At 61.6% G+C, this 16,925-nt stretch carries 10 protein-coding genes and 5 pseudogenes; 8 read left to right on the plus strand and 7 right to left on the minus strand.

Annotated features, from left to right (window positions below):
• Positions 1-263 precede the first annotated feature (263 nt).
• The 3 genes and pseudogenes from BVER_RS18820 to BVER_RS18830 all read left to right on the plus strand — a co-directional run bounded on the left by BVER_RS18820 (position 264) and on the right by BVER_RS18830 (position 2,396).
• Positions 264-617, plus strand: coding sequence for a YciI family protein (locus BVER_RS18820; protein ID WP_050454616.1), 354 nt, complete (start codon positions 264-266; stop codon positions 615-617).
• A gap of 138 nt (positions 618-755) precedes the next feature.
• Entirely contained in the window at positions 756-1,154 is a 399-nt protein-coding gene (locus BVER_RS18825) for a VOC family protein (protein WP_050454608.1), read from the plus strand.
• A pseudogene (locus BVER_RS18830) lies at positions 1,151-2,396 on the plus strand (RNA polymerase sigma factor). The gene BVER_RS18825 and the pseudogene BVER_RS18830 overlap by 4 nt, the downstream one beginning before the upstream one ends.
• A gap of 39 nt (positions 2,397-2,435) precedes the next feature.
• Here BVER_RS18830 and BVER_RS18835 read toward each other — a convergent pair.
• Together BVER_RS18835 and BVER_RS18840 are read right to left on the minus strand one after the other, a co-directional pair.
• Positions 2,436-4,207 (minus strand): annotated as a pseudogene (locus BVER_RS18835) (glycoside hydrolase family 15 protein).
• Between the two features lie 219 nt (positions 4,208-4,426).
• Entirely contained in the window at positions 4,427-4,630 is a 204-nt protein-coding gene (locus tag BVER_RS18840; RefSeq protein WP_198155302.1) for a hypothetical protein, read from the minus strand.
• A gap of 175 nt (positions 4,631-4,805) precedes the next feature.
• Here BVER_RS18840 and BVER_RS18845 point away from each other — a divergent pair.
• Positions 4,806-6,417 (plus strand): annotated as a pseudogene (locus BVER_RS18845) (cation:proton antiporter).
• On the opposite strand, the gene BVER_RS18850 reads toward BVER_RS18845, so the two are convergent.
• Positions 6,402-7,775, minus strand: coding sequence for a S8/S53 family peptidase (locus BVER_RS18850; protein ID WP_157056125.1), 1,374 nt, complete (start codon positions 7,773-7,775; stop codon positions 6,402-6,404). The pseudogene BVER_RS18845 and the gene BVER_RS18850 sit on opposite strands and share 16 nt — an antisense overlap.
• A gap of 273 nt (positions 7,776-8,048) precedes the next feature.
• Positions 8,049-8,828, minus strand: a complete 780-nt coding sequence (locus tag BVER_RS18855; RefSeq protein WP_050454611.1) for a TerC family protein — start codon at positions 8,826-8,828, stop codon at positions 8,049-8,051.
• Between the two features lie 119 nt (positions 8,829-8,947).
• On the opposite strand from BVER_RS18855, the gene BVER_RS18860 reads away from it, so the two are divergent.
• Entirely contained in the window at positions 8,948-9,829 is an 882-nt protein-coding gene (locus BVER_RS18860) for a LysR family transcriptional regulator (RefSeq protein WP_050454613.1), read from the plus strand.
• A 110-nt stretch (positions 9,830-9,939) separates the two neighbouring features.
• A complete protein-coding gene (locus BVER_RS18865) occupies positions 9,940-10,299 on the plus strand; it encodes an HPF/RaiA family ribosome-associated protein (protein WP_050454614.1) in 360 nt (119 codons plus the stop codon).
• Between the two features lie 139 nt (positions 10,300-10,438).
• Here the strand turns inward: BVER_RS18865 and BVER_RS18870 are convergent, their stop codons facing one another.
• Positions 10,439-11,980, minus strand: coding sequence for a glycosyltransferase family protein (locus tag BVER_RS18870; protein WP_083452252.1), 1,542 nt, complete (start codon positions 11,978-11,980; stop codon positions 10,439-10,441).
• Between the two features lie 457 nt (positions 11,981-12,437).
• On the opposite strand from BVER_RS18870, the pseudogene BVER_RS18875 reads away from it, so the two are divergent.
• Positions 12,438-13,442, plus strand: a pseudogene (locus BVER_RS18875) (hypothetical protein).
• Positions 13,443-13,566: 124 nt separating this feature from the next.
• Positions 13,567-14,268: a PIG-L family deacetylase gene (locus BVER_RS18880; protein WP_050454615.1), complete on the plus strand. Its 702-nt coding sequence runs from the start codon at positions 13,567-13,569 to the stop codon at positions 14,266-14,268.
• A gap of 9 nt (positions 14,269-14,277) precedes the next feature.
• Here BVER_RS18880 and BVER_RS18885 read toward each other — a convergent pair whose 3' ends face one another.
• The gene (locus tag BVER_RS18885) at positions 14,278-16,290 is read right to left on the minus strand and encodes a DNA polymerase II (RefSeq protein WP_232316642.1); all 2,013 of its coding nucleotides are present in this window, start codon (positions 16,288-16,290) and stop codon (positions 14,278-14,280) included.
• 2 nt (positions 16,291-16,292) lie between these two features.
• Positions 16,293-16,514: pseudogene (locus BVER_RS36515) on the minus strand (hypothetical protein); the annotation flags it as partial.
• Positions 16,515-16,925: the final 411 nt, after the last annotated feature.

The following is a 16,925-nucleotide window of genomic DNA, read 5'->3' on the forward strand; positions in this document are numbered from 1 at the left end:
CATCGGCGAAGTTCCAAACTCCCAGGAAACCATTCAGATCAATATTGCTTCTGGGAGTTCTGGGAAACACGATCTTCCGGCGGCCCCTTGCCACCCTTGACTTCGACTAATTCTGAAGGGCCGACTATGTAATATGGAGAAACAAACTGTTACGTCTGACAAATGTTTATTTCATCATAAGAAATGGCAAATGCACGTCAGTATTGCCGTTCCCGGATTCGCGGTTTAACTTGAACGGCCCAAAAAAATTTTCGGAGGCTGCTGTGTCCTACCTGTTACTCGTCGTCGAACCGGTCGAACAACGTGCCTCGCGCACGCAGGAAGAGGGTCGTGAGGCGTATCGCCAAATGGGCGAATTCGCCGATGGATTAAGGGCGCGCGGGCTATTACAGGCATGTGAATCGCTCACGTCTCTAAAGGATGCGACACGCGTCGCGGGTACGAATGATGCGCTTCGGATCACCGATGGCCCCTTCGCGGAGGCCAAGGAGATGATCGGTGGATTTTTCCTGCTTTCTTGCGAAAGCCGGGAGGAAGCGGTCGCAATTGCCGCAGAATGTCCCGCCGCGAACTGGTGCACGATCGAAGTCAGGAAGATCGGCCCCTGCTACTTTTGATATGGTGTTTTCCCGGTATCGGTAATTTCGTGACGCTTTTCTTAACGGCCGTTCGTCGTTAAATTGTGGGTTCTACGCAGGAAAACTGATGCGGCAAGTAATCGATGCCGCGTTTTTTGCCCACGGAGGACAGACACCATGCATAAGCAGATTTTCGTGAATCTGCCGGTCGGCGATTTGAAGCGCTCAATGACTTTCTTCAAGTCGCTCGGCATGAGTTTCAACGCGGCATTTACCAATGACGATGCAGCGTGTCTCGTCATCGGCGAAAACATCTACGCGATGCTGCTCGTCGAAAAGTTTTTTCAGACCTTCACCGCCAAGCCGATAGTCGATGCCCATCAGGCCACCGAAACATTGGTCTGCCTGTCGTGCGAAAGCAGGGCGGAAGTGGACGATCTCGTCGCCCGCGCGATCGCCGCGGGCGGACGCGCGCCGCGCGAGCCGCAGGATCACGGCTTTATGTATGCGCACGGCTTCGAGGACCTCGACGGCCATATCTGGGAACTGGTGCATATGAATCCGGAAGCGGCATGAGCGCCGGTGCGGTGCCGGCGAAAGACGCGCAGGAAGCGGCGCGCCGGGCCATCGACGCGGTCTGGCGGATCGAGTCGGCCAAGGTGATCGCAAGCGTTGCGCGCGTGGTGCGCGATGTCGCGCTCGCCGAGGAACTGGCGCAGGATGCCTTCGTCTCCGCGCTCGAGCATTGGGGGGCGCGGCGGGCGTGCCGGACAAGCCGGGAGCGTGGCTCATGACGACCGCGAAAAACAAGACACTCGACCGCTTGCGGCAGCACGCGCTGCACACGCGCAAGCACGAAGAACTCGGGCGCGACATGGACGCGCAGGAAATGCACGTCACGCCCGATTTCGTCGACGCACTCGATGCCGCGCGCGAAGACGATATCGGCGACGATCTGCTGCGGCTGATTTTCACGGCGTGCCATCCCGTGTTGTCGCTCGATGCGCGCGCGGCGCTGACCTTGCGGCTGATCGGCGGCCTCACGACCGATGAAATCGCGCGGGCGTTTCTCGTCCCGGAGCCGACCATCGCGCAGCGCATCGTGCGCGCGAAAAAGACACTGTCGGCATCGCGCGTTCCGTTCGAAGTCCCGAAGGCCGACGAGCGCGTGGCGCGGCTCGCGTCGGTGCTCGAAGTCATCTATCTGATTTTCAACGAAGGCTATGCCGCGACGCTCGGCGACGACTGGATGCGTCCGGCGCTCTGCGAGGATGCGCTGCGCTTCGGCCGCATTCTGGCCGAGTTGATGCCTGAAGAAAGCGAAGTGCACGGTCTCGTCGCGTTGATGGAAATTCAGGCTTCGCGGACGAGGGCGCGCGTGGACCGGCAAGGGCGTCCGGTGCTGTTGCCGGACCAGGATCGCAGCCGCTGGGATCCGCTTTTGATCCGGCGCGGCCTGACAGCGTTGTCGCGCGCCGAACGGCTCGGCGGCGCGCGCGGGCCGTGTACGCACTGCAGGCGGCGCTGGCGGCGTGCCACACGCGTGCATCGAGCGCGGCGGATACGGACTGGCAACTGATCGTCGTGCTGTACGACGCGCTGATGCAGGTCGCGGCGACGCCCGTGGTCGCGCTGAATCGCGCGGTCGCCGTGAGCATGGCGTACGGGCCGCAACCGGCGCTCGATATCGTCGATGCGCTCGCCGATTCGCCGACGCTGAAGCATTACCACTGGCTGCCGAGCGTGCGCGCGGATTTGCTCGCGCGACTCGGACGAAAGGACGAAGCGCGCGCGGAATTCGAACGCGCCGCCGATTAGCGATATTTTTGTAGCTGCCCACATACCGTCAACCTCCGCTCAAGTCCAAGCCACATGCACTCGATCCAGATTCCTGTCCAGCTGATAAGCCGCGCTGATCAACGCCAGGTGCGTCAGCGCCTGCGGAAAATTCCAGAGCGCCTCGCCGCTGATCGCGACTTCCTCGGAGAACAGGCCCAGATGATTCGCGTACGCGAGCATCTTCTCGAACACGAGTCGGCCTTCATCGACGCGACCGGAGCGCGCCAACGCTTCCGCGTACCAGAACGAGCACGCGGAAAAACCGCCTTCCATGCCCGGCAAGCCGTCGAGCGTCGAACCGCGCGTATAGCGAAAAATCAACGGATCGACGCGCAGTTCGCGGCCGATCGCATCGAGCGTGCCGATCCAGCGCGGATCCTTCGGGCCGATGAAGCGCACCAGCGGCATCATCAACGCCGATGCATCGAGCGTCTTCGAGCCGGGCGTCTGCACGAAGGATTGCAACTCGCTATTCCAGAACTGCTCATGGATATCCGCGTGAATCTCGTCTCGCGTCTTGAACCACGAAGCCAGCGGCGCGGGCAGCGAACGCTTTTCGGCGAGGCGCAACGCGCGATCCACCGTGACCCAGCACATCAAACGCGAATGCAGCAGCGGCCGCGTGCCATTGCGAAATTCCCATATGCCGTGATCGGCTTCGCGCCAGTGCTCGACCACGTAATCGACTGTGCGTGTGACGTGACGCCAGCCGTCGTATGAGATCGCCGCGCCGTACTTGTTGTAGAGATAGACCGAATCGAGAAGCGCGCCGTAGACGTCGAGTTGAGTCTGTCCGCGTGCATCGTTGCCGACGAGCATCTCGCCCGCGGAGCATCCGCCGAGGCTGTCGAGCGTGGTTTCGGCGAGCGTGTCTTCGCCATCGACGGCATACATCACATGCAGCGAGCCGTCGGAACTGCAATCGCGGCTGCGTTCGGCGATCCATTTGCCGAAGCGCTCCGCCTCGCCCGTGTAGCCGAGCCGGAGCAACGCATAGACGGAGAACGCGGCGTCGCGAATCCAGGTGAAGCGATAGTCCCAGCGACGCGAGCCGTCCGGCGCTTCGGGCAAACCGAATGTCGGCGCGGCGACGATCGCGCCGAACTCGTCGGAGCTCAACAGCTTCAATGTCAGCGCGGAGCGCATCACGACTTCGCGATAACGGCCGCGATACGTCGAACGCGACGACCATTCTTTCCAGTAGTCGATATCGTCTCGTGCAAGATCGTGTCGACATCATCGGTCAGCGTGCGGATCGAATCGGATGCGCCGAACGTGAAGCGGATCGAATCGCCCTCTTTCAGATCGAGCGATGCACGGGCGATGCCGTCATCTATATCGAGCGGCACATTTGCGATGAGACTCACCGCTTGACGCGCATCGTCAGGCACGAACTCGACGCCCTTCTCCACGGCATGCGCGCGATGCGCCGTGCGCGCGTAGTCGAAGCGCGGCTCGCAGCGCATATCGAGCGTCATGCGTCCGTACACGATGCGCACGATACGCATCACGCAATTAGGCACCGCGTCCACGCGCGCGTCGTTCGATGGCACGGGCATCAGATCGAGCAGTTCGCACACGCCCTCGTCCGTCATGAAACGCGTGAGCAGCACGTTGGTCTCGGGCAGATACATCTGCTTGACGTTGGCATTGACATCGCGCGGCGCGATCGAGAACGAGCCGCCGCGCGTTTCATCGAGCAAGGCGGCGAAAAGCGTCGGCGAATCGATGCGCGGATAGCACATGAAGTCGATCGAGCCGCGCAAGGATACGAGCGCGGCAGTCTTCATGTTGCCGATCATTCCGCGCGCATCGACCGGCAAGGCGGCGGGCGGAACCTGATGAGACGCGTAACCCATGACGATGCGCTCCGGAGCGGCACGCGCCTCGTGTTGCATCGAACGGGCGCGCGTTGCGTGGCTGTGGACAGTGTCCGGAACGCGAGCAAATGCTATTCCTGTCGGCCATCAGCAAAAGACAAATGGTCGACGTCACGCTATATTTCAGCGCTAGCGCGCGGCGGTCTGCGCGTCCGGGCCCGATGCCGGCGTCATCGCGTTGACGGTGTTCGCATCGAATGCGGGCGCGCTCGCGGCGTTTTGGGCAAGCGCTTCGCTGTTGGGCGGCGTGATTTCCGCGTGATGCCCCGACTTGCCGAAGCTCGCGATATACACCACGGCGAACACGGCGACGCCGACCAGAACGGCCAGCACTGCAACTCCGGATGACTTTTGCCTCATCTACACTCCCGATCGGATACGATGAGCCGGCTCGTGTTGCCCGGCACGTTTCCCGATGGTATCAGCGCGTCTTCGTGATGACCGTGTGACGCCGCGCATTGACCGCAAACCTGCATCGAACGACAAAACGAATCGAAGGAGAAAACCCATGCACGCCGTTGCGGCATTCAACCTGATGCTTATCGCGCTGGTCGCGATCATCGTGCTCGAAGTGCTCGCCAAACGCCTGCGCCTGCCGCCTGCCGCCGCGTTGCTGGTCGGCGGCGTCGCGATGGCTTTCGTGCCCGGCTTGCCGCGTTTCGAACTCGATCCCGAACTCGTGCTCGTCGTCTTTCTGCCGCCGCTGCTGATGTACGGCGCGTATTTTTTCGTGTGGGACGACTTCAAGCGCAATCTGAGCGGCATTCTGCTGCTCGCGATCGGCGCGGTGGCATTCACCACGTTTGCGGTAGGCGTCGCGGTGCATTGCGTGGTGCCGGATTTGCCGTGGGCCGCGTGCTTCGCGCTCGGCGCGGTCGTATCGCCGCCCGATGCCGTCGCCGCCAAAGCGGTGCTCGAACGCGTTGCGCTGCCGCGCCGGCTGATGGTGCTGCTCGAAGGCGAAAGCCTGCTCAACGATGCCGCCGGTCTCGTGCTGTTCCGCTTTGCGGTCGTGGCGGCGCTGAGCGGCGTCTTCAGCGCGCCGCGCGCGATCGGCAGTTTCGCGTTGCTCGCGGTGAGCGGCGTGGTGGTCGGCATCGTCGCGGGCTTCATCGCGGTGCGGCTGTTGCGTGCGCTCGAGGACGACTACCTCGTCATCACCACGTCGATGCTTACCGCGTGGGTCAGTTATGTCGCCGGCGAAATGCTCGGCGTGTCGAGCGTGATCGCGACGGTGACGTGCGGCATGGTCGTCGGCTGGCATCAGCATGAAGTGTTCAGCGCCGCGCAACGCACGCGCGGAACCGCCTTCTGGCAGGTCGTCGTGTTCGTGATGGAAGCGCTCGTGTTCGTGCTGATCGGGCTGTCGCTGCGCAGTATCGCGGTGCGGTTGGGCGGCGTCGGGCATACGTTCTCGCTGCTTGCGCCCGCGACGGGCATCGTGATCGTCGTGACCATCGCGTCGCGCTTCGTGTGGGTGTACGGCGTCGAAGCGCTCAAGGGTCTCGTGTGGATCGCGAAGGGCCGCAAACGCGAGAGCGAGGACGGCGAGTCATGCACGCTCGCACCGGACTGGCGCGCCGCCACGGTGCTGAGTTGGGCCGGCGCGCGGCGTGGTGACGCTCGCGGTCGCCCTCTCCTTGCCCGATGACATGCTTGGCCGCGATCTCATCGTGTTCGCGGGCTTCGCCGTGATTCTCGTCACGGTGCTCTTGCAAGGCACGACGATGGGACCGCTCATCGCGTGGCTGTCGCTATCGCGCGGACCGTCGCGATCGCTGCGTCATTTGAGCGAGCCGCAAGCCTGGGCGCGATTCGAGGCCGCGCAATTCGAAGCCGTTCGGCCGCTCGTGCACGACGCGGACGGCAAGGTGATTCATCCGCGTCTGCTCGAGCAATACAGCTACCGCGCGACGCTATCGAAGCGCTTCGAGGATCTGGAGGACTTTCCGAACGATGCGCGTCACGCGCATTACGACGTGGTGCTGGCGGCCATCGCGGCGGGCCGTGCGGAACTGTTGGGCATGCATCGCAGCGGGCTGATTCATGATGAGTTGCTGCATTCGCTGGAGCGCGAATTCGATCTGCAGGAGATCACCGCCGTTCATGCGCGCGGATGAGTGACGCGGCACAGGCTCGCGTGTCGCGCGCAGTAATAGACTGCGTTGGCTTTGGCCGCTCCACGGTTTCTGAGCTGAATGAGCCAGTCACCCGCCGATGCACCTTTGCGCGACGCTTGCCGCGTCATGCTCGGCGCGAGTGCGATCAGGATCATGTGGCCATCGCCGCGCGCGCCACGGCCGCGATGCACGACGGTGCAGAACGTATCGCCATCGTCGGCCAAGGTTGCGTATTCGCCGCGACGAATCCACGCGCTCGACGCGCCATCCGTGCCATCGGGCGGCGTGATACGCACATCGACTTGCGGATCGGGCGCATTGGCGGGAAACCATATTTCGACGAAACTGGGCGCGTCGGAATCGTGCGGCACGCGCCAGCGCAACGGCGTTTCATCGACGATGGTCACCGCGCCATGACAGCGCGACAAATGCCGATTGCCCGAAGGCATCACGATGGAACACGCGCCCGTGTCCATCAGTTCATCGAGCGCGCTTTCGATCAGCGAACTGCCGTCGCGCGGGCCCGATAGCTGGCCGTAGCTCAGATTCACCAACGCATGACACGCGCTGCCGCACGTATCCTGCGCGCGTTTGACGATATAGCGGACGGCATCGAGCGCCTGCACATCGAGGCGTAAGCCTGCTGCATCGCGCAAGGCACAGCGCGCATTGCCGAACTGCACGCCGATGAGCGGCAGCGGTGACAGATGCGGCTCGTCGTCGATCACCGGAGCATGCCCCGCGTAATCGGCTATGCGATACACGCCCTCCTCGTGCGACGCCTGTCCCACGCGATGCGCGCGACGCAAACGCTCATCCATCTGCGTTTTCAGCAGTTCGCTGCCGTAACCGAGACCCGCTGCGTTGTTCGCTTGATCATCCTGATTCCAGAAGCACTGAAAGCGCGTGCGCATACCGGATGCATCTTCGAAGAATCGGCGATGCGCAAAGGCGATATCGTCATCGCATACGCCCACGATCACGCGGCCGATATCGTCGCGCACAGGCGCGGGCGCGATCGTTTCATGCTTCATGTCGAGCACGCGCTTGTCCGTACCATTGGGCACGCCAAGCGTGAAGCGCTCGATCACGCGCGTGAGCTCATCGGCGATGTTCGAATCGTTCCAGCCGCGACTATCGATCAGTCGCGCGAACGACTGCGCCGTGCATGCGCCGCGCTTCAGTTCGATGGCGACGGGTATTCGTCCGGCGAATGCATCGCCGGCATCGTCGAAGTCGCCGAAGTCGCCGAAGTCGCGATAGCGCATGGCTTCCGCCCACACGAGATACGGGTCCACGCGCGGGATCGCGTCGAATGGACCCGAAAGGTGGTTGGTCCAGGCGGCGGGCGGACTCATGCTGTCGCCTCCGCGCGATGCATCCGCGCGAGCCGACGCCATCATTCAGTGTGACGAATCGCAGAAAGTCGGTGTTGCGGTTTCGGATGAGCCCATGCGGCCCAGCGAACGGGATACGCATGCTGTCGATTGAAAAGCCGGTTTCATCGCATCGTACTCGCTCGTGACGCGCATGGACAGGGTATGGCCGTTATCGAACGCATCGCATGTGTGCGCTCGTCATCATTTCGTATTGCTTGATAATTACGAACGTTCATGCGATGTCCGAAACTTTCAACTCGCAAGCCGCTTGACTTGCGGCTGCATCGGCTTGCGCGATTCGCGTTTGACACGCGCTCGTCGCGCCAGCAGATTCAGACCTTCGACGAAGCCCGCGAAGCCCATCGCCGCGTAAATATAGCCCTTGGGCACATGTGTGCCGAAGCCTTCGGCGATCAGCGTCATCGCAATCACAAGCAGGAAACTCAGTGCAAGCGTGATGACCGTCGGATTGCGTTCGATGAACCGCGACAACGGCCTCGCCGCAAACAGCATGGTCGCCACCGCAACGATCACCGCGATAAACATGATCGGCAGATGCTCCGTCATGCCCACGGCCGTGATGATGCTGTCGACCGAAAACACCAGGTCGAGCAACAGAATCTGGCCGATCGCCGATGCCACCGTAATCGTTCCGATACCGGATGCACTGCCCGACTCGGGCGAAGCTTTGTTGACGTGATGGTGCATCTCCTTGGTGGCCTTCCACACAAGGAAGAGACCACCCGCAAGCAAAATCAGGTCACGCCACGAAAATGCGTGATCGAAGATTTCGAACACCGGCTGCGTCAGACGCGTAATCCACGCGACGGTGCCAAGCAGTGCGAGTCGCATCACAAGCGCAAGCATGATGCCGATGCGCTGCGCCCGAGCGCGTTGCGCCGCCGGCAGCTTATTGCTGATGATCGAAATGAATACGAGATTGTCGATGCCGAGCACGACTTCCATCACGATCAGGGTGACGAGAGCGGCCCAGACTGCGGGATCGGCGGCAAGCGTGAGCAGATATTCCATGAGATGGGTTGGGTGTCTGACAAGGCCTCGATCTTCGCCAAAATCACGCACCGAAAAAACGAGCAATAATCGAAGTTCAGGTTCGGTTTTTCCGAACCGCACTCTTCAAAGGCCTCGGCATGCTCAACTATCGGCATCTGCACTATTACTGGGTCGTGGTGAAGGAAGGCGGTTTTGCGCGCGCGGCGGAGCGTCTGGATATGGCCGTGCAGACCATCAGCGCGCAGGTGCGCGAGCTAGAGAAATCGCTCGGTCATCAGTTGCTGAAACCCGAGGGGCGCGGCGTGACCATGACGGAAGCGGGACAAGCCGCATTCGCGCGCGCCGAAGAGATTTTTCAGATCGGACAATTGATTCAGGACGAAGTACGCGAGGCGGCAAGCGGCACGCTGGCGCGATTCGCGGTGGGCTTGTCGGACGGCATTTCCAAGCTCGCCGCGCATGCGCTGCTTGCACCGGTATTGGGCATTCCGTCGCTGCGTCTGCTGTGTCATGAAGGCGAAACCGACGAACTGCTCAGCGAACTCGCGCTGCATCGGCTGGATCTCGTCCTCGCGAGTCAGCCCGCGCCGCACAATCAGAATCTGCGTCTGTCGAGCGAGCGGCTGATCGCGTCGCCAGTGGACTGGTACGGGCCGTCGGCGATGGTTCGCAAAAGCGCGGTCGATCAGTTTCCGGAATGCCTGAACACGCTGCCCGTGCTGTTGCCGACGGGTCATTCGTCGCTGCGCGCGCGGCTCGACCGATGGATGGAAACGCAAACATTGACGCCGCATATCGTCGGCGAATTCGAGGATAGCGCGCTGATGGCCGTGTTCGGCGCGCGCGGTTTGGGCGTGTTTCCGCTCGCGGAATTCGGCGCGGGCGAAGCGCCTTCGTTGCGCGGCCTGCGCTGGCTCGGCCGCTCGCCCGATGTGAAGGAGGAAGTGCATGCGATCGTGTCGCGACGCGGGCGGCATCATCCGTTGACGCAGCAGGTGCTTGCCAGCGCGGGCGTTTAGCGCAGTGAATAGAACTTCGGTTTTTCCGAACTCGAAGTTCCGTCAACTCTGCTTTTTCGAGCCCGATGATCGCCTTACTCTGAACCTGTTTTCTCACCAAGGAGAGGTTCATGAGAGTTCTGTTCAAGTCCCGCGACCCCAAAGGCATTGCGATGCATGAACTGGCGAAGGCGCGCAGCGAGTTCGTGTTCCGCCGCCTCGCATGGCTCATCTCGAAGGCGACGGTCAGCCTGTCCGACATCAACGGGCCGCGCGGCGGACTGGACAAGCGTTGTCAGGTCGAGGTGCATATCGATCGCGAAAAGAAAGTCGTGGCGACGTCGATTGCGCGTGATTGGCGCGGCGCCATCGATCTCGCGCTTGCCCGTGCCGCCCGCACGCTCGTGCGCAAACGCGAGAACCGTCAGAGCGTCAAGCCGACGCGTCGCGTAAGAGCCAAAACGCTCGCGATGATCGAGGCGGCGGTTTGATCGCGCGCGTCGGACTAACGCCTGTTAATGGCGAGTCGATCCCGGCGGCACGGGATTGTTTTCCTGTGCCGACGGCAACGCGTTTTCGCTCGATTCATGTTTGCGCTTCTCTTGCGCATCGAGATCCTTTTGCTCCGTCTCACTCGATGCGGACGATTCGCCTTGCGGCTCGTCCATGTCGTCTTCCGTCGCGTGCGGAACCGATGTATTGCGCTGTGGCTGGCTCATGCTGACCTCCGCTCGAACAAAGCTTCGATGCTTCCTGAAGCAGCAAGCGCCGGACCCGTTGCGTCACGCCATCCGCGCGCGGGATATGCACGATAGCTTGATGCGGATCGTCTTCGATCGCTTCGAAGCCGCCTTCCGGCACGCGATCCATCGACATGAACAGCAAGCGCATTTCCGAACTGAGACCGTGAAAATGGCACATGAAGGTTTCGGGATCGGCGTAATACCACGGCGTATTCAGTTCGCGGAAACTGACGAGTTCCGGTGAATCCATCTCGGGACACAGCCCGCGCGAAATCAGCTCTTCCATAAAGACGAACTGGTCGCCCTGACTGGAGAAAATGTGCTTCACGTCCTCGATCTGATGCACCTTGTCCAGCACGCCTTGCAACGCCTCGGCATTGGCCTCCGTATTGCGGAAGCCCATCACGCCTGAATTGAAACGCCATCCGCAGATATCGGCGGTCAGCACGCGCTCGCGCCCTTGCGTGAATCGTTCGAGGTTCACGTCCGGATTCATCACGATGATATCGGCGTCGACCCAGAACACCCAATCGTGATGCGGAAGATATTTCGCGAGCAGAAACGGCTTGGACCAGTTGCCGCATGCTTCGCGCTCGAAGTCCGTCGGCACGTCGCGATGCTGATAGAACGTGTAGCCGTTGCGCTCGCAATACGCGCGCAGGCTCGCCTCGCCGAAGCGCGCGCAGCCAGCGATATTGGGCGTATAAAGCATCACGACGGCAATCGATTGTCCCGGCTGATACACGCTGACCGCCTCGTTCGATGTGCAACTCGCCGGCGCGTCGACCTCGAACAACGGACTATCGCCCGCTGCGTGGCACGCGTTGATATGCCGCGCGAGAATGGCGCGCCAGGTCGGACCGTATTTGCTATACAGACGCGGCCTGAACACCAGCGACACCGCGATCACCGGCGATCCGCGCAAATCGGGATGCTGACCGGACCACATCGACGCAATCGGAATCACATCGTTGAGCATGTCCCAGTCCGGCACATGTGGAAATGCTTCGAGCAGCTCTTCTTCGGTGACAAACTTGCCGCATTCGTAGTATTGCCGGCAACGTGCCGCCATGCCGCGCGCAAGACGCCGATTCTCGTCATTATTTCGGATGACGAACATTTCCGTGTTGACGCCGAAGAAGCCCGTGGTCACGAGGCTGTCGCGTCCTTCCATGATTCGGTCGAAATCATGGAATCGCACGAATAGCGCGTTTTCGCTCGCGAAGATGACGACTTCGCCTTCCGTGGCCTGCGCAAGCCGATCGCTCACCATCTGGTACTTGTACAGCGCGCCGAGTTCGCGCGAATCGGCGCTGCGGGAAATCGTCTCGTTGACGTGCGTCGCGTGCGTGCGGCGACAGAATTCGCGATGGTTGTCGCGCGAGAAGCGAGCGTTGCGATCGGAGAAACAGCTAACCAGTGTGACCATGTCGGATCAACAATCGAATAGAACCAAGCGCCAGCGCGCGAAAGGCGTCAAGCGTAGCGATATCGCATGAGGCACTTGCAAATAAGTGCGTCAGCGATCGTCGATTCATTGTAGGACGCGATCCGCCTCTATTCCTCGCTCGATTGAACTGCGCGATGCATTCACGGCGTTGCCGCCGCCGATTGTGTGCATTCCGGAGATCGCCTGCCGTAAAACCCTGTGATATCAGTTAGGTATCGGTTTCGAACGATAGGAATGAGCGCGCAAACGTTTCCGTTTCGCGAACGGACGCACAACTGCGCGTAATCGGCCTGATCACAGCAAATTGCGCGCTTTTGCACGAAATACGCCGAAACTTCTAAATGAGATTGATTTCAGCAGATTCTGAATTGTGAAGGTATTCTGCACCGTCGCGCCTCTACGAAGGATCGGCAAGGATCCGCAACCCACTCGCTCGATGAACTCATCCACGAAAGATCGATGTACCCAGGCGGCGCTCGGACTGCTCGCGTGCGCCGCGATCGTCACCGTCAGTCCGCGCGCGCAAGCACAAGAGTTTTCGTTTCTCGCCGGGCCGCTGAAAAGCAACAGCCAGAACACGTACTCGTGGGAAGCGAACTATCGCGAGAGCATCGGCCCGTATGCGGCGTGGAGCTTTTCATGGCTCAACGAAGGCCATATTCCGGACCACCATCGCGACGGGCAATCGGTGCAGATCTGGGGGCGCATGCCGCTGTGGAACCGGCGGCTGGAACTGTCGGCTGGCGTCGGTCCATACCGTTATTTCGATACCAGCGAAGCGCAAGCCGGCGGCAATTATTCGAACACGCACGGCTGGGGCGGCCTGTTTTCGCTGCGCGCCGCGTACTACTTCGATAACCGCTAGATCGCTGAACTAAAGTTGAACCGCGCGCAGGTTCTCGGCGGACCGGATACTACGGCGCTGCTGTTCGGCATCGGCTATCAGCTCGATGCGCCGGACGGTCCCGGCCCGCGCTCGCGTCCGCTGGCGCGCACGTCGAACGTGACGAACAACGAAGTCACGGTGATGCTCGGCACGACCATCCTCAACAGTCTAGATTCGGAATCGAATCTGGCGGAGAGCATCGAATATCGTCGCGGACCGTGGCATTACCTCGATTTCACGGCCACTTATCTGCACGAAGGCGGTCATGTGCAATCGCGTCGCGACGGCGTGGCCGCGCAACTGTGGGCAACGCGCGCGTTCTTCAACGACAAGCTCACGCTCGGCGTCGGCGCGGGTCCGTATCTGTCGATCACGCAGAACGACGATCTGCCGCAGAACCGCACCGGCGACGGCCGCTTCGCCGGACTGGTGTCGGTATCGGCGAGTTATCGCTTCGACGATCGCTGGCTCGCGCGGCTGACGTGGAACCGCATGGTGACGCGCTATGACCGCGATGCGGACATCATCGAGGGCGGGATCGGCATTCGTTTCTGACGACGCCGTGGGCCCGGCGAAAGGCCGGTGTCACGGAAGCGAAATATAGACGGGATACAAGAGTCGGAGGCCGCCGGTTTTGGCATCGGCGAGCCGCGACCCTTTCAACCGGCTGCCCGTTCACATGACCGATCTCAAGCCCGGCGTCCTCGTCGTCTTCCCTCACCTCGGCAATGCCGTGTTCGGCTGCGGCGCGTCGCTTGCCGGCGTCACCGACGCGCGCATCTGCACGCTCTTCGCCGGCATGCCGCCCGACGGCGCCAGCAGCGAATGGGACACGCGCTGCGGCTTCGCGAGCGCGCGAGAAGCGTTGACCGCGCGCATCGGCGAAGACGAGAAGGCGCTCGGCCTGCTGAACGCGACGCCCATCCATATGAGCTTCGTCGAAGCGCGCTACACGAAGCAGACGACGACGCGCAAGGCGATCCGCGACGCGCTGCTCACCGTGCTGCGCGATTTTCGTCCGCAAGTGCTGATGATTCCGCTCGGTTTGCACGATGCCGATCACGTCCTCGCGCATCAGGCCGCGTGCGATGCCTGGCTCGCGCATCCGTCGCTGACGTGCTTTGCGTACGAGGAGAGTTTTTATCGGCGCATGCGCGGCGTCGTGCAGGAGCGGCTGCTTGATCTGCACGCGCGCGGCAGCGATGCCACGCCGATGTGCGCGACCGCCGCGCAGCCCTTCGATGCGGAACGCCGTCAGGCGCTCAAGCGCGAAGCCGTGAGCGCCTACGCGAGTTCGCTGAAGGCGCTCGGCCCCGATGGCTACGACGACGTCCTTCACGCGGAACGTTACTGGAAGCTCGAACTCGCGGCCAAGCGCTGAAACGTACGATCAGAACAACGCCTGTTGTCCCGACATTAGCGTCGAAAATTCGTAGCGCATGAAGGGCAGAATGCCGTCCGCGATCGGCTGCAACTGCTTGCTGACGTAGTGTTCGTAATCGATCGGCGTGCGGCGCGCTTCGACCGGTTGACGCGCGGCGCGCACATGAGGCGGCACGTTGCGCTGATAATCGCTGAGCGTGCGGCGCAGGCGTTTGCGATAGATCAGCATATCGTCCATTTCGCCGCGACGCGTGCGGTCGACGTAATCGCGCACGTAGTCGTCGTAGGCTTCGCCCTTGAAGACGCGCATGTACAGTTCCTGCTGAAAGCGTTGCGCGAGCGGCGTCCAGTCGGTGCGAACGGTTTCGAGCCCTTTGTAGATGATCTCTTCGCTGCCGTCCGCGCGCAAGGTGAGACCGGCGTAACGCTTCTTGCTGCCCTTTTCCGCGCCGCGAATGGTCGGCATGAGAAAGCGTTTGAAATGCGTTTCGAATTGCAACTCCAAAGCGCTTAACAGTCCGAACGATTCTTGCAGATACCGCTGCCAGTATTCGTTCACATACTCCACGAGCGATCGTCCGATACGCGCCGCATCCGCTTCATCGCGCGCGCGACGCAGCCAGACAAAGGTCGAATCCGTATCGCCGTAAATGACGCTGTAACCGCGCGCTTCGATCAACTCGCGCGTGCGATGCATGATCTCGTGCCCGCGCATCGTGATCGACGATGCCAGCCGTGGATCGAAGAAACGGCAGCCGCTGGAACCGAGCACGCCGTAGAACGAATTCATGATGATCTTCAGCGCTTGCGATAACGGCTTGTTGCGCTGACGCTTGGCCGCTTCGCGCCCTTCCCACACCTGCTCGACGATAGCCGGCAGACAATGCTTGTCGCGTGAAAAGCGCGCGCCGCGAAAGCCCGCGACGGTGGTATCGTCCGGTTCGTTCATGCCGTGCGCAAGGCCGACAGGATCGATCAGAAACGTGCGGATGATCGACGGATACAGGCTCTTGTAATCGAGCACGAGCACGGAGTCGTAAAGACCGGGACGCGAATCCATCACGAAGCCGCCGGGGCTCGCTTCTTCGGGCACATCGCCGAGATTCGGCGCGACATAGCCCAGCCGATGCATGCGCGGCATATACAGATGCGTGAACGCCGCCACCGATCCGCCGCTGCGATCCGCCTGCAGGCCCGTCACCGTCGCGCGTTCCAGCAGAAAGGACAGCAGTTCGGTCTTGTCGAACACGCGCGTGACGAGCTCGCAATCGACCAGGTTGTAACGCGCCAGCGCCGGCTTGTCCTCCTGAAAACGCCGCTCGATTTCGTCCATGCGCGCGTAGTGATTGTCGATCGCCTTGCCTTCGCCCAGCAGCGACTGCGCGACATATTCCAGGCTGAAGGACGGAAAATTCCACGTCGCCGAACGCAGCGCCTCGATGCCGTCGATCACCAGGCGCCCCGCCACGGAGATGAAGTAATGATTGCGCTTCATGCCGTGCTCGCGCCATTCGACGACGCTCCCGCCGCGGCCGATCACGAGCGGCACGCCGTAATCGTCGGCATGCCGTTGCAGGATGCGCAGATCGAACTGGATCACGTTCCAGCCTATGATCGCGTCCGGATCGTGATGCGCCATCCACGCGTTGAAACGACGCAGCATGTCGGCGCGGCTCGCGCAGTACTCGAGCGCGAAACCGTGCGCATCGGCGAGCGTCGGATCGCCGTTCGGCTGCCCGAGCATATAGACTTGACGCGCGCCGCAGCCTTCCAGCGCGATCGAATACAACTCGCCGCGCGCGCTCGTTTCGATATCGAGCGAGACGACTTTCAGCTTCGGCCGGTACGCAATTCGCTGGAAATGTAACCGTTCGCATCGACATTCTCGAACGACACCGGCGCGGTGATGAACCGCTCCATCAAATAGCGTTCGTGCGGACGGATATCGGCTTCGAAGACATTGACGCCCGCGCTTCGCAAGGTCTTTTCGAGCGCCAGCAACGCGCGATATTGCGGGCAATACAGGCCGAGCACGGGTTTCTGCCGGAAGTCCTTCAGCGGCAACTCGCGTAACTCGGCATCGCGCACGCCGGCGACGAGCGGTTCTGCTTTGGCGCGATCTTCCGCGCGCACGAATGCAACCGGCGTTTGTAACGCGATACGCACTCGGCGCGGGCCGTCGTCGGTGGCAAGCCAGAACTCGACCTCGACGCCGTTCGCCGTGTCGCGCCAGTGCCGCGTCAGTAAAAACCCCTATTGTATCCGAGACAAGCCGATTCCTTCGAAAGCGCGTGCAATCGAAGCATTTTACTGGCCGCGCCAAAAGCAAAGGGCGCCTGCGAGAGGCGCCCTTGTGCGGAATTCAGTGAGAAAGGAAATGCGGTAGCGGCGATTCGTTCATCCACCATCCTGCCCGGCAAAAAACCGGCGGACGGTCCCCGGCGGAGTTGTGTGCGTCAAGTTGTGCAGAAATCGGATGCCGGTGGTTTCAGTTGATCCTTCTGTGCGACGTGCGGCGCGAAGGGCGGAGCCCGCAGCGCCGAACGCCGCGCGGCCGCTATGCAGCAGCGCGCAAGAACTCCTTTTTCTGCTCGGCCAGCAAGGTCATGTTCAGATAACGGCTGTCTTCCAGCCACGTTTCATGCGTTTCGCTAC

The sequence above is a fragment of the Candidatus Burkholderia verschuerenii genome, assembly GCF_001189365.1.
Lineage (GTDB): Bacteria > Pseudomonadota > Gammaproteobacteria > Burkholderiales > Burkholderiaceae > Caballeronia > Caballeronia verschuerenii.